This is a genomic window from Bacillus sp. UNC437CL72CviS29 (assembly GCF_000482345.1).
GTDB lineage: Bacteria > Bacillota > Bacilli > Bacillales > Bacillaceae_G > Bacillus_A > Bacillus_A arachidis.
Genome location: NZ_AXVB01000005.1, coordinates 338,244 through 352,667, shown reverse-complemented (window position 1 = coordinate 352,667; position 14,424 = coordinate 338,244). Strand labels below are relative to the sequence as shown.

Sequence of the window (14,424 nt, the reverse complement as noted above, 5' to 3'; positions counted from 1 at the left end):
GGTTTTGAATAGAAAATTGCGGTTGCTGAAATAGAAAGATGATTAGATATACCTTTAGATGGCTAAATATGTTATAGTTAGTGAGATATATATATAAAAGTATTAAAATTGGAGGAACCACATGATTACAGTTAGTAACGTAGGATTGCGCTTTGCGGACAGAAAATTATTTGAAGATGTTAACATAAAATTCACACCAGGTAACTGCTACGGTTTAATCGGAGCAAACGGTGCTGGTAAATCAACATTTCTAAAGATTTTATCTGGAGAAATTGACCCATCAACAGGCGATGTAAATATTACGCCTGGTGAGCGTTTAGCAGTGTTAAAACAGAACCACTTCGAATATGAAGAGTTTCCTGTATTAGAAACAGTAATAATGGGTCACACACGTCTTTATAAAGTAATGCAAGAAAAAAATGCAATTTACATGAAAGAAGATTTCAGTGATGAAGACGGTATGCGCGCGGCAGAACTTGAAGGTGAGTTTGCTGAGCTAAACGGTTGGGAAGCTGAATCTGAAGCGGCTATCCTTTTAAAAGGACTAGGCATTGGAGAAGACCTTCATGATAAAAAGATGTCTGAGTTAACAGGGGCAGAGAAAGTAAAAGTATTACTTGCCCAAGCTTTATTTGGTCAACCTGACATTTTATTACTTGATGAGCCTACCAACCATTTAGACTTAAAAGCAATTCAATGGTTAGAGAACTTCTTAATGAACTTTGAAAATACAGTTATCGTTGTATCCCATGACCGTCACTTCTTAAATAAAGTATGTACGCACATGGCGGATCTTGATTTCGGTAAAATTCAATTATATGTTGGTAACTATGACTTCTGGTATGAATCAAGCCAGTTAGCATTGAAACTAACACAAGATGCAAATAAGAAAAAAGAAGAGAAAGTAAAAGAGCTACAAAACTTCATCGCACGCTTTAGTTCAAACGCGTCTAAAGCGAAGCAAGCGACTTCTCGTAAAAAGTTATTAGATAAAATTACATTAGATGATATTAAACCATCATCACGCCGTTATCCATTCGTTGGCTTCACACCAGAGCGTGAAGTAGGAAATGACTTATTAACTGTAGAAGGTCTTTCAAAAACGATTGATGGAGAAAAAGTGTTAGATAATGTGTACTTCACATTAAATAAAGGTGATAAAGTTGCATTTATCGGACGTAATGATATTGCAATGACAACATTATTTAAAATTCTTATGGGTGAAATGGAGCCAGATAGCGGTTCATTTAAGTGGGGCGTTACAACATCTCAAGCTTACTTCCCAAGAGATAACTCTAAGTATTTCGAGAACAGTGAATATAACTTAGTTGAATGGTTACGTCAGTTCTCTCCACAAGATGAAACAGAAAGTTTCTTACGTGGTTTCTTAGGTCGTATGCTATTCTCTGGTGAAGAAGTAAAGAAAAATGTTTCTGTATTGTCAGGTGGAGAAAAAGTTCGTTGTATGCTTTCTAAAATGATGTTAAGTGGAGCGAACGTATTAACACTTGATGATCCAACGAACCACTTAGACCTTGAGTCTATCACAGCATTAAACAACGGTTTAATCGCATTTAAAGGAACATTACTATTTACATCTCATGACCATCAGTTCGTACAAACAATTGCAAACCGTATTATCGAAGTAACGCCAAACGGTGTAATCGATAAAGAAGCAACATACGATGAGTTCTTAGAAAATGAAGAACTTCAAAAGCAAATAAATGCAATGTATAACCAAAAATAATCTGCAGTATGAAACCCTCAATCGTATTATAAGATTGAGGGTTTTTATTTTTTAATGAGCATTTTATAAAGAATAACAAGGGGAATATTGGATGTAAATTATATTATTTCCTTATAACTATGAATAATTATAGGGAATAAAAAGTAGTCGAGACCTCTTAATACATGAATAATTTAGTAACAACAAATCCAATTGGTAATTTTGGAAATAAGAATGTTTGCGAAGTAGTGCATAAAGGTTTATAGTAGGTGAGTCTTGTTAAACGGATGGTCTTTAGATTTTAGTCATAAAAAATGTTACAAATGTATTTCATTAAATATATATCTAGGTCAACATGTTTCGTAAGAAATAGTTGAATAAATACAACCTTAAACTTATAATTACTAATATTCTTCATAAGGTTAAAGAAAAGAGAGGGTTGTTTGGGGACGTAAATTAAAAACAGAGATAGACTTATAAAAAAATAAGCCTGGATGGTTAAAAAGAGGTGGAGAGATGAAACAATTATTGTTAAAGAGCAAACGTGTGTTAAGTAACCATTTTGGATTTTTCATTTTTGCAGTTGTTTTATTCTGGTTAAAAACATATGCAGCATATGTTACGGAATTTGACCTAGGGATATCAAACACAATTCAAAAATTCTTGCTATTTTTCAACCCGTTAAGCTCAGCTGTCCTATTTTTAGGACTTGCATTATTTGCAAAAGGGAAAAGATCTTATATCTGGTTAATTATTATTAATTTGTTATTGTCAATTCTTTTATACTCAAACGTGGTATATTACCGCTTTTTCAGCGATTTTATTACGTTCCCGACATTAACACAAACAAATAATTTTGGAGATTTAGGTGGTAGTATTTTAGCGTTATTACACCTATATGACCCATTATATTTCTTAGATACAATTATTCTACTTGTGTTAGTCATAACAAAATTTGCAAATCCAAAACCAATTCGTGTTGCAAAACATAAATTGTCACTTGTATTTATTACAGGGATTTTGTTGTTTAGCATCAACTTAGGTTTAGCAGAATCTGATCGTCCGGAATTACTGACAAGAACATTTGACAGAAACTACATTGTAAAATATTTAGGTGCATATAATTATACGATTTATGATGGGATTCAAAGCATGAAAGCATCAACAGAACGAGCTTTAGCAGATGGAGATAGTATGACAGGTGTAAGAAATTATATTGCATCGAACTATGCAAGCCCTAATCCAGAGTATTTTGGTAAGGGGAAAGGTATGAATGTTATCTATATTCATTTAGAGTCGTTCCAAAACTTTTTAATTAATTACAAGTTGAACGGACAAGAAGTTACACCATTTTTAAATTCATTTACGCATGATGCAAATACATTGTATTTTGATAACTTCTTCCATCAAACAGGACAAGGTAAAACATCTGATGCGGAGTTTATGTTAGAAAACTCAATATTTGGATTGCCACAAGGATCTGTATTTACAAACAAAGCTCATAACACGTATCAAGCAGCACCAGCTATTTTAGGGCAGCAGGGCTATACATCTGCAGTATTCCATGGTAATTATAAAACATTCTGGAATCGCGATGATATTTATAAATCATTTGGATTTAATAAATTCTTTGATGCAACATACTATGATATGAATGAAAAAGATGTTGTAAACTATGGACTAAAAGATAAGCCATTCTTTAATGAGTCTATTCCATTGTTACAAACATTAAAACAACCGTTCTATGCGAAATTTATTACATTGTCAAACCACTTCCCTTATCCGATTAATAAGGAAGAAGCGACAATTGAACCAGCAAAAACAGGTGATACATCTGTAGATACGTATTTCCAAACAGCACATTATTTAGATGAATCTGTAAAAGGCTTTATGGATTACTTGAAGCAATCTGGTTTATATGACAATTCAATCATTGTGATGTATGGAGATCATTATGGTATTTCAGATAATCATAACGCAGCAATGTCACAAATTATGGGTAAAGAAATTAATTCATTTGAAAATGCACAACTGCAACGTGTACCTTTAATCATTCATGTTCCAGGAATGAAAGGCGGAGTTCAACACCAATATGGTGGAGAAATCGATGTGCTCCCAACACTGTTACACTTATTAGGTACAGATACAAAGAATTATATCCAATTTGGTACAGATTTATTATCAACACAGCATCAACAAGTTGTTCCTTTCCGTAATGGTAACTATGTAAGTCCGACCGTTACTGCGCTTAATGGAAAGTATTATGATACAACCACTGGAAAATCAGTAGAAGCAACGAATGAAATCAAACAAAATGAAAAAATGGTTCAACAGAAACTTAAGCTTTCTGACGAAGTTGTAAATGGTGATTTACTCCGATTCTACACACCAGAAGGATTTACACCTGTAGATCGTTCGAAATATAATTATAATCATCGTGATAAAAATAAAACGCAGGTAAAAACAACAAAGCAAGAACAAGAAGGTTAAACGTAAAAAAATAAATCAATGCCGGCCTCCTTATAAGGATAAATATTCCTTGTAAGGAGGCTTTTTTATTTAGGAGACTCAAAGTAATTTCACATACCGTATGGATAGAGTATAGTGAGTGTATGAAAAGTGTATAATTATTGCATACTACAGAAACGAAATAATTTTACCCCGTATTAATGGGCAGTAATACTCCCATCTTTTCAACAAGAAGTACTCATTACAAGCATACATCGAAATCATGAATGATAATCAACTTCGCGTATACGAAAAACGTCTTTAGAAACAAAAAAAGACTTGATTTTTCTAAGGAGAAAATCAAGTCTTTTTAAATTAAATACGTTTGTCATGCCAGAAATTTAATGGGAAGTGTTCATCCTCATGATAGCTTTCCAGTTCATAACCTTTTTCCTTCAGACCTTTAATGATGGCAGGTACTGCTTTTACTGATTGTGGGTGAATATCATGCATAAGTACAACTTCTGTTGGGTCTGTTGCACCAGCAAGAACATTTTGCGCAATTTGTGCTGAGGCAGCATCGACTGGCATCTTATTATATTTCCAGTCTAAAGAGTCAATTGTCCAGTCCCAAACTTTCAAGCCGTTTTCTACAACCTTGTTACGAAGGGCTTCGTTTAATCCTGGCATTGATCCGTAAGACGGGCGAGTTAATATTGGTGATTTTCCAATAACCCCAGCGATTAAGCCTTGGTCTTCTTTCATTTCATCTACATAATGACCTTCTGTATAAAGCTTTTTGTAGTTATGTGTCATACTATGCATACCAACATAATGTCCTTCTGCAACTTCGCGTTTTACAAGATCAGGGAATGCTTTAACATTTGCTCCAATTAGGAAAAATGTAGCTTTTGCATCTTCTTTTTTTAACATGTCTAACAGCTCAGCAGTATATTTTCCAGGCCCATCGTCAAATGTTAAGTAAGCAACTTTTCTGACTTGCCCGTTATATTGCTTTGGAGCTTCTTTGGGGGCAAGAGCAGTTTGAATTTCACTTACAAGTTGAACAGACTTCGTTTCATCTTCCGTACTTGCTAAAGCAATATGAGTTGATCCATAAACTGCTTCGTACAAAAATAATACCCCGACGCAAATCAACAATGCTCTCTTTACTAAAGTTGTCATTCGAATTCTATTGTGCATAATTTTCCTTCTCTCTATAATAGTTCTACTCTACTATATTAGCAATTTTAGGTAGAGAAATGCAAAAAAAGATTTTTACAAGTACAAAAAAATTTGTGGAAAAGTATGCAAGATATTGTTGTTTTACTGAGGGGATTACTCTTGTTTAGCAGGTTTTTAAAAATAAAAAAAAGAAGTGGGTAAAAAACAAAAATTTACATATTTAAAGAATTTATATTCTATTATAAAATCTATATTGAAAATTGATGAACCATTCTTTAGTGAGATAAGGTGTTTATTTCGTACATCTTTTTTATTAAAAACGGCCGGTAAAAGCTTGAGTGGTCAGGATAACAACAGTAGAGGATGGAGGGGGGGATATAACAGGATTCTGTTTTTAAATATTATAAATTTCACATACCGTATTTGAAGAAAAAACTAGGAAAATAAGAAATAGTGTCGAATATATCGTAAGTACATGTATAAAGTAAAGAAAATTATGAACAAGAGGTTGATAATTATTGTTTAATGGATGTACTTATGTCATCTGTATCGTTGTCTTCGATTGCAATAGGCAAATTGAAGGAATGGACAATCTATCAGGATGAATGGATTGCTAGAGCAGGTTGGTCATTACTCGCTAATATTGCTATAAAGGATAAAGTGTTAGAAGATGAATTTTTTCTTCCATTTTTAAAAGAGGTTCAGATGCATATACATACGAAAAAAATGGAAAAAGGAAGCGATACATAGTGCACTTATTACGATTGGAATTCGAAATGATGACTTTGAGCAAAAAGCAATCACAATTGTACGCGAAATTGGAAAAGCTGATGTTGATCATGGTGTCACTTCATGTAAGACATCTGAGGCAGAAGCGTATATGAAAAAAGCCCGAGATAGAGAACGAAATAAAAAAAGTAAATGAAAGAAGGAGAACGGCATGAAAGCAATTGACGCTGCACACAAATTTATTGAATTGCAATTTCCACATTGTAATGCCGCTTTATTAGGAGGAAGTGTTGCAAGAGGAGAAGCGACAAAAACATCTGACCTTGATATTGTAATATGGGATGATAGTCTATCTCATTGTTATCGTGAATCTTTTTTTAGCAATGGTTGGCCTGTTGAAGTGTTTGTACATAATTTTAAAACATATAAAGAATATTTTAAAAGTGACTGCAAGCGCGGGAGACCTAGTTTACCACAATTAGTTTCGGAAGGGATTATTTTAAAGGGGAAGGAAGAAATTATAACTAGTTTAAAACAGGAAGCACGGCAATTATTAGATAAAGGTCCTGAAAAGTGGACAGAAGAATTGACTAGACAGAAACGTTACTTTATTACGGATGTATTAGATGATTTTATTGGTGCGACAAGGAGGGAAGAAGAACTGTTTATTGCTAATCTTTTGGCTGAGTTGGTTCATGAATTTGTACTTAGAGTAAATGGGCAATGGGTTGGAAATTCAAAATGGTTTATTAGAGTGTTAAGAAAATACGATGAATTATTTGCAGAAGAGTTTGTTGCAGCTTTTGATCATTTTTATAAAACTGGAGAGAAAAAGAGACTGATTATTTTTGTCGAGAAAACTTTAGAAAACTATGGTGGCAGGTTGTTTGAAGGTTTTTCCATAGGGAAATAAAAGGGAGATGAAAAAATGAGTGTACCAATTATTGTGTTAAGAGAACTTACATTAGACGACGTAGAAGATCGATATCAATGGTCATTGGATACAAAAGTAACAAAGCACTTAGTGGTACCAGATCAATACCCACCATTTACACGTGATGAGACAAAAAGGTGGATTGAAATGTGTATGAACCGGGAAAATGGGTATGAACAACGAGCTATCGTTTCTGAGGATGGTGTACATATCGGTTGGGTCGATCTAAAAAACTTTGATAAAACGAATAAAAATGCTGAATTAGGAATTGCAATTGGAAATAAAGAATATTGGGGGTGCGGATATGGTATCGCAGCGTTATACAGCATGTTACAAATTGGATTTTATGAATTTGGTCTGGAGAAAGTGTGGCTACGTGTAGACGTAGATAACATAAAAGCAATAAAAAGTTATGAAAATGCTGGATTTGTTTGTGAAGGAATTATGAGGAGAGATAGAGTACGAAATGGAATGTTTATTGATAGATATCGATTTAGTATATTAAGAGATGAATATAAAAATAATGTAAATTTAAAATTTTAGCTACACAAATTGTCGTATTATTGTATATAATTAAGATTAGTTAATGAATTGTTTTTATTTTACAAAGGGGAGTGGCATAATTGATTAACAAGAAAGTCATGTCTATTTGCTTTGCAACTATTTTAGCAGCAGGTATTCTAAGTGGTTGTAACTCAAAGAAGACAGAATCTAAACCTGAGGAAACAAAAGTAAGTGAAGTAGGGGACACAAGCAAATTAAAAGATGTCGAGATGACATTAGAAAGTGCTGAATTTGTCTTACCTGATCAATACGCTAAACTAGAAAATGAGCAAGTATTAAAAGTAGAAGTGACAATGAAAAATAAAGGTGATAAATCATTAAATATTCTTCCAAATGATTTCGCTCTATATCTTGATGATAAGAAAATGAAAACCTATTTTGGATCAGAAGGAAACTTAAATCCTGGAGAGTTGGATAAGGGTAAGTCAATTACTGGTAATATATTTTTTGATGTAGAAGCTGGAGAAAAGTATGAACTAGTGTATACAAAGTTCATTTCAGATCCGAAAAAAGATAAAGATGAAAAAGTAAGATATAAGATTGATGGCAAAAAATTAGCTGAAAAGGCGAAGGATTTACAAAAGCCAGCAGAAGCGTTAAATGCCTACATAAATGCAGCATTTTATGACAAAGATGCGGGGAAATTAAAAACTTTAACTGGTGAAGATAGTACTCAATTTTTAAATGATTTTGAAGCAGCATTTAAGCAAACGATGGAAAGAGAAATCGGTCAAAAGGTGAATGACGATTTATTAAAAAGTTTATTAGGAAAAATAAAGTTAGCTATTCAAAAAAATGTAAAGTATGAAACGAAAGTAATTTCAAATAAAAATGGAAAAGCAAAGGTTGAAATTAAAGGGAAACCAATTGATAATAGTGCATTAGAATCTAAAATGCAAAGTGAAATGATGAACTTTGCTTCAACAAATCCAAATGCCACAGATGAACAAATTGTTAATCAGGTATTTGCTGTTTATGAGAAATTGTTACAAGAGGTAACAACTTCTAGCATTGAAGAAAAGGCTGAAGTTGAGATGGAGAAACATGGTAAAAATCAATGGAAATTAAATTCTACATCTGCTGGAAGTATGAATCGTATTTTTATGAAATGATGTATGAATCAATTAATTAAACATATTATTTAGAACACGGTAATTTATTAAAGACGATATAGAGAGAAAATAAAAATATGAGTAAAACCTGCTAAAAGAGCAGGTTTTTCTTTTTAATTATGAAAGGATGTATAAAAATGATTCGAATTTTATCTGACCTTAACGCAGTGCAATATTGGGATTTACGTTTGCAGGCATTACGAGTAAATCCAGATGCATTTGTGACAACGTATGAAGAAGCGATGCAAAAAGAAAATCCTGTAGAGGAAGTTGCTCAAAATTTAAATTCAAAAACTAGTTACACATTTGGAGCTTTTAATAACGAAAATCGACTGCTAGGTGTAGTAACATTACTGACAGAGCAAAAGGCAGCCTTTAAGCATAAAGGACATCTTGTTGCTATGTATGTAGATGCTCAAAGTAGAGGGAAAGGATTCGCAAAATGTTTAATTGGAGCAGTAATTGAAAAAGCAAGAGAGCTGAAAATTGAGCAAATTAATTTAGGAGTTGTTTCAGATAATGAAGCAGCAAAAACATTGTATCAATCAATGGGTTTTACAACGTATGGTGTAGAAAGAAGAGCGTTGAAAATGAATGATGTATATCGTAATGAGGAGCACATGGTTTTATTTCTCTAAGAGAATGTTTCAAAAGGGTTGAAGGTGTTTAAAAACAAGAGGCGTATTCATTATAATCATCATGAACAGGCAACTGAGATCAATGAAAAGATAAAGAGTTAGATGGGAGAATTACAGTGAAAGATTTATATTTAGAAAGGGACATGAACCCTCATGTTGCAATATTATATGCTACTGTAAGTGACACATTCAAAAGATTAAGAGATCTAGTTGAAGGTGTAGGAAAAGAAGAATTGTATTACAAAGGTCCTTCTAATGATGAAAATAGCATCGGACAGCTTCTTCAGCATTTAGCAGTTGTAGATTTACATTGGGTGTATCGTTTGAAAGGTGTGCAGGCTCCATTAGTATTACAAGAAAAATATGGTCCTATGCTTGATGAAAAAGGAGAATTGCCCAATATAACAAAAGGTTCTTTGCAAGAACTCATGCACGATTATCAAGATGTTCATAATATGTTTTATAATGAATGTATAAAACTAATAGAAACCGACTTAACCCGCGAAGTCTATTATGAAAAAGCTGAAACAGCTACGATTAGGTGGGGGATATGGCATATAGCTGATCATAGCCGCTATCATCAAGCTCACATAAGCCGATTACGGAAATTGTATCGACAAGAAATAAACATATAAAAGCACTAATTCAAGCATGAAATTTCCGAATTTTATTTCAAATTGATTATATTTTGTTATATAGTAGAGGGAAAACGGTATAAGGGGTTTTAGGATGAAAGCAATTGCAGCGGGAGTTTTGGCATCGTTTTTCTTTGCCTTTACATTTATTTTGAACCGTGCGATGGACATACAAGGGGGAAGCTGGATTTGGAGTGCATCGTTACGATATTACTTTATGGTTCCGCTACTTGTCATGATAGTCATGTATAGAGGAAACTTAAAGCAACTCTTTCAATATATGAAAAATAATCCGAAAGAGTGGTTGTTATGGAGTATTGTGGGCTTCGGTCTTTTTTATGCACCACTTAGTTTCGCAGGTGCATTTGGACCAGGGTGGCTCGTTGCCTCAACATGGCAAATTACGATTATAGCAGGAATTTTATTAACACCATTCTTCGCAACGAATTCGCTACATAAAAAAATTCCAATGAAAGAATTGATGATGTCTGCTGTCATATTATTAGGTGTTCTTCTCATGCAAGTAGAGCAAGCTTCTTCTTTAGGGATTCGTGAAACTGTTTTATGTGTAGTTCCTGTAATAGTTGCAGCGTTTGCTTATCCATTTGGTAATCGGAAAATGATGCAAATATGTAAAGGTGAGATAGATGTTTTTCAGCGAGTTCTTGGAATGACACTCGCAAGTTTACCATTTTGGTTTTTGTTATCAGGTTATGAGGTTTCTACAAATGGCTTGCCATCAAGTGACCAAGTCTTCCAATGCTTCATCGTAGCAATTAGTTCTGGTTTAATTGCTACTGTATTATTTTTCTTTGCAACTGACCTTGTAAAGGATGATCCGCAGAAATTAGCTACTGTAGAAGCGACGCAATCTGGTGAGGTTTTATTTGCGCTATTAGGGGAGTTGATATGGTTATCTGCTCCGTTTCCATCATCGCTATCATGGATTGGAATGAGTTTAGTGGTGGTTGGAATGATTTTGCATAGCTATGTTGCAGTTGTCGTGAAAAAGGATGAAAAAATAACGGCGTGAATGAATATTAGCTCTTTGAAAATAAGGAGCTAATATTTTTTTTATGTAGGAATTTACATGGAATTAAAAGGATTCATTCATTTTCTAAATAGATTAGAAGACAATCATATATTCTATAAGATAAGTAAAGTGAGAAGGGAAAGCATTATGGTGGAAGTGACTGTACTAAGGCAACGATGGGAAATTGAATTCCTAGTTGCAGATTATAGTGATTAAGTAAAGAGAAAGGAACGGATGCATAATTATAGTGGGCTGATCCTTTTTTGTTTTAATCATATGAATTGATATATACTAACTTTATATGTAACATATAATAAAGGTGGGAGTTCCTGTTTACTGAGACGTGTTTTCGCATAGTAAGGATAGAACAAATAGATTAGGCTAAAGGGAGAGAAAGAAATGAATAATATGGAAAAAGATATAAATATAACAGATAAAAACATGGATAATATCGTTACGTTATATATTACTAGACACGGCAAAACAATATTAAACACAAATGAACGTGTACAAGGCTGGGCTGATTCTCCATTAGTGGAGAAAGGCATTGAAGTAGCTAAAGGTTTAGGGAATGGATTACAAGATATTCTTTTTGTTGATGCTTATAGTAGTGATAGTGGGCGTGCAATTGAAACTGCTAACTTAGTATTAAAGTATAGTGGACAATCAAATTTAAAACTTGAACAAAGGAAAGATTTACGTGAATTAAATTTTGGGATTTATGAAGGTGAAAAGATTGAAAATATGTGGGAGGCTATTAAAAACCTTGCTGGTGTGAAATCAGCGACTGAATTAATGAAGTTCTCTATTAAAGAGATTACCAATTTCATTGTAGAAGCAGACTCTACAAAACAAGCTGAAAATTGGGAAGTATTTTCAACTCGTATCAAAAAAGAAATTGATAAAATTAGTGAAGACACCGCCAAAAATGGAGGAGGTAACGTTTTAATCGTATCTCATGGACTGATGATCACTTCATTAGTAGAAATGCTTGATAGTAGTAAAACAAAAATGGGGGTAGAAAATGCAAGTGTAACTAAAATTCTCTATCAAGATGGGACGTATAAAATTGAGTCTGTTGGCGATATGAGTTATGCTGAAAAAGGTAGCGAGATTGTAAAATCGTGATAGTTTGTATAAAGTAATAGAATGAAAAAGACGGATTTCTTATGAAGATAAGGACGTCTTTTTCTTTGGTTTTTTTTAGTTATGAAGTATTGTGTTTTTATTGTTGTGACGTAACTCCTTCATTCTGTTTTATCTCAAAAATTTTTTTACCATCTTCATTTACAATGTTTACAGAGTCTCTTAATTTATTTACGCCAATATACATAACAGGGGTTTTATCTCTACCTTTATCTTTTTCCACATGTAATACAATAACTGATTTATCTTTTTCATCTTTCACTTCTTTTACTGTAATTTTATCATTCTGATATTTTTCGCCAAATGCTAAAAATATCATCATTTTTCCTTCGCTAATTCTTTCAATTGAGTGATGAACAAGTGTTGGATCTTCTTGTGCTTTTTCATACAGATTAATTGGTCCGAATTCACCTTCATTATATCTAGATTTTTCTAGAACCCAATAGTTTTCATAATCGCTTGTAAATAGAGTACATCCACTTAATCCGATCATACACAGTACTCCAAAAATGAATATGAATTTTTTCATATTATCCACCTTTAAAAAGAATATGATTCATATAATCATACCATAAATTTACTATTTTGGATTTTTAATCTTATATTTATAGATTTAGTACTTAACGTGTTCGTTTAGATTAAAAATTGAGAAAAATATGATAAAATATTGATAGTGAATTCAAAGTGAAAATTGGTAGTTTATAAAATCTTAACACAGAACAAACGGGGGAGTAATCATGAAAATAAACGACATAGTGGCGGAAACGCAATTACCAAATACAATTGAAACGATATCAAATGATTTACAGGCATTAGGACTTAAAAAAGGAATGACAGTGATTGTTCATTCTTCTCTTAGTTCAATTGGTTGGGTATCTGGTGGGGCAGTCGCGGTTGTAGAAGCGTTAATGAATGTAATTACTGAAGAAGGTACGATCATTATGCCGACACAAACGTCTGATTTATCGGATCCAAAAAATTGGGCAAGACCTCCTGTTCCAGAAAGCTGGTGGCAAATTATTCGAGACAACGTTCCAGCATTCCATCCAGATATAACCCCAACACTCGCGATGGGAAAAGTTGTAGAATGTTTTCGTACATATCCGAATGTAAAACGGAGTAATCATCCATTAAATAGCTTCGCAGTATGGGGGAAACATGCAGAGACTATTATAGCTGAGCATTCACTTTCCATTAGTTTTGGAGAACACTCACCTTTAAAGAAAATATATGATTTAGATGGATATGTATTGTTGATAGGTGTAGGCTATGATTCTAATACATCGATTCACCTATCTGAAATACGTACAGGAGCACGTGAATTAATTAAAGTTGGAGCACCCGTTTTAGAAAATAACATAAGGGTGTGGAAAGAGTTCGATGAAATGGATTATGATTCTGACTTGTTTGTTGAGATTGGAAAAGAGTTTGAACGTATAAATGCTGTAACAATTAATAAAGTAGGAAATGCAACGTGTAGATTAATGAAACAAAAAGAAATTGTTGACTTTGGTGTACAATGGTTTCGTTCGAAAAATAAGTAAGGGATGGTTATGATGAAGGGGAAAAAGATTTTAATTACAAGTGGTGGCTGTTTAGAGAAATGGGATCAAGTACGTGGTCATACAAATTTAGCAAAAGGTACAATCGGAAGAATGCTTGCTGAAGAAGCGATGACAAAGGGAGCACACGTTATATATTTACATGGTTATTTCGCTGAAAAGCCGCATACTACCAATGATCAATTAGAATTACATCCATTCGAAGGTATTGTTGATTTACAAGATAAGATGAAAAGTATCATTACACACGAGAAAATTGATGCAGTAATTATGGCGGCAGCTGGATCGGATTGGATCGTTAATAAAATTTGTGATCAAGATGGAAATATACTTGATAAGAATGGGAAGATTTCAAGTGATATAGCACCAATTATTCATTTTCAAAAAGCACCAAAAATATTAAAACAAATTAAACAATGGGATCCAGAAACGGTTTTAGTTGGATTTAAACTTGAAAGCGATGTCAATGAAGTAGAATTAATTCAACGTGCGAGTGAAAGAATGAGGCAGGCGAAAGCAAATCTTATGGTAGCAAATTCTCCGCATTCATTATATTCAAATGCAGCCATCCATCATGTAATCGGAGAAGATGGTAATGTTTGTATTTGTGAAGGGAAAGATGAAACAGCAAAAGAGATTGTAACCAAATTAGAACAGTTATGCAATCGTGTAGAAGAGGGGAGTTTGGGCCGTTTATAAAAAGGGAGAGGTG

The 14,424-nt window shown here is 33.4% G+C and carries 14 protein-coding genes and 1 pseudogene; 13 read left to right on the top strand and 2 right to left on the bottom strand.

Going from position 1 to position 14,424, the window contains the following annotated elements:
• The first annotated feature begins 121 nt into the window (after positions 1 to 121).
• Together M014_RS0107105 and M014_RS0107100 are read left to right on the top strand one after the other, a co-directional pair.
• The gene (locus M014_RS0107105; RefSeq protein ID WP_026591102.1) at positions 122 to 1,747 is read left to right on the top strand and encodes an ABC-F family ATP-binding cassette domain-containing protein; all 1,626 of its coding nucleotides are present in this window, start codon (positions 122 to 124) and stop codon (positions 1,745 to 1,747) included.
• 495 nt (positions 1,748 to 2,242) lie between these two features.
• Positions 2,243 to 4,216 carry an LTA synthase family protein gene (locus M014_RS0107100; protein ID WP_026591101.1) on the top strand — a complete coding sequence of 658 codons (1,974 nt, stop codon included), beginning with the start codon at positions 2,243 to 2,245 and terminating at the stop codon, positions 4,214 to 4,216.
• Between the two features lie 333 nt (positions 4,217 to 4,549).
• Here the strand turns inward: M014_RS0107100 and M014_RS0107095 are convergent, their stop codons facing one another.
• A complete protein-coding gene (locus tag M014_RS0107095) occupies positions 4,550 to 5,377 on the bottom strand; it encodes a peptidoglycan-N-acetylglucosamine deacetylase (protein ID WP_026591100.1) in 828 nt (275 codons plus the stop codon).
• 483 nt (positions 5,378 to 5,860) lie between these two features.
• On the opposite strand from M014_RS0107095, the pseudogene M014_RS29105 reads away from it, so the two are divergent.
• From M014_RS29105 to M014_RS0107050, 9 genes and pseudogenes are all read left to right on the top strand, one after another.
• Positions 5,861 to 6,284, top strand: a pseudogene (locus tag M014_RS29105) (DNA alkylation repair protein); the annotation flags it as partial.
• A 15-nt stretch (positions 6,285 to 6,299) separates the two neighbouring features.
• Positions 6,300 to 7,001 (top strand): nucleotidyltransferase domain-containing protein, encoded by a 702-nt coding sequence (locus M014_RS0107085; protein WP_026591098.1) that lies wholly within the window; start codon positions 6,300 to 6,302, stop codon positions 6,999 to 7,001.
• A gap of 15 nt (positions 7,002 to 7,016) precedes the next feature.
• Positions 7,017 to 7,565 carry a GNAT family N-acetyltransferase gene (locus tag M014_RS0107080; RefSeq protein WP_026591097.1) on the top strand — a complete coding sequence of 183 codons (549 nt, stop codon included), beginning with the start codon at positions 7,017 to 7,019 and terminating at the stop codon, positions 7,563 to 7,565.
• 80 nt (positions 7,566 to 7,645) lie between these two features.
• Positions 7,646 to 8,698 carry a DUF5105 domain-containing protein gene (locus M014_RS0107075; RefSeq protein WP_026591096.1) on the top strand — a complete coding sequence of 351 codons (1,053 nt, stop codon included), beginning with the start codon at positions 7,646 to 7,648 and terminating at the stop codon, positions 8,696 to 8,698.
• Between the two features lie 137 nt (positions 8,699 to 8,835).
• Positions 8,836 to 9,336 (top strand): GNAT family N-acetyltransferase, encoded by a 501-nt coding sequence (locus tag M014_RS0107070; protein WP_026591095.1) that lies wholly within the window; start codon positions 8,836 to 8,838, stop codon positions 9,334 to 9,336.
• Positions 9,337 to 9,452: 116 nt separating this feature from the next.
• On the top strand, positions 9,453 to 9,971 hold the full coding sequence (locus M014_RS0107065) for a DinB family protein (RefSeq protein WP_026591094.1): 519 nt from the start codon (positions 9,453 to 9,455) through the stop codon (positions 9,969 to 9,971).
• 94 nt (positions 9,972 to 10,065) lie between these two features.
• Positions 10,066 to 11,004 (top strand): DMT family transporter, encoded by a 939-nt coding sequence (locus tag M014_RS0107060; protein ID WP_026591093.1) that lies wholly within the window; start codon positions 10,066 to 10,068, stop codon positions 11,002 to 11,004.
• 57 nt (positions 11,005 to 11,061) lie between these two features.
• Positions 11,062 to 11,220: a hypothetical protein gene (locus M014_RS29100; protein WP_155924321.1), complete on the top strand. Its 159-nt coding sequence runs from the start codon at positions 11,062 to 11,064 to the stop codon at positions 11,218 to 11,220.
• A gap of 183 nt (positions 11,221 to 11,403) precedes the next feature.
• A complete protein-coding gene (locus M014_RS0107050; RefSeq protein ID WP_026591092.1) occupies positions 11,404 to 12,132 on the top strand; it encodes a histidine phosphatase family protein in 729 nt (242 codons plus the stop codon).
• Positions 12,133 to 12,229: 97 nt separating this feature from the next.
• Here the strand turns inward: M014_RS0107050 and M014_RS0107045 are convergent, their stop codons facing one another.
• Entirely contained in the window at positions 12,230 to 12,679 is a 450-nt protein-coding gene (locus M014_RS0107045) for a hypothetical protein (protein WP_026591091.1), read from the bottom strand.
• A gap of 208 nt (positions 12,680 to 12,887) precedes the next feature.
• On the opposite strand from M014_RS0107045, the gene M014_RS0107040 reads away from it, so the two are divergent.
• Both M014_RS0107040 and M014_RS0107035 read left to right on the top strand, forming a co-directional pair.
• Positions 12,888 to 13,694, top strand: a complete 807-nt coding sequence (locus M014_RS0107040; RefSeq protein ID WP_026591090.1) for an aminoglycoside N(3)-acetyltransferase — start codon at positions 12,888 to 12,890, stop codon at positions 13,692 to 13,694.
• Positions 13,695 to 13,697: 3 nt separating this feature from the next.
• Positions 13,698 to 14,411, top strand: coding sequence for a phosphopantothenoylcysteine decarboxylase domain-containing protein (locus tag M014_RS0107035; protein ID WP_026591089.1), 714 nt, complete (start codon positions 13,698 to 13,700; stop codon positions 14,409 to 14,411).
• Positions 14,412 to 14,424 lie beyond the last annotated feature (13 nt).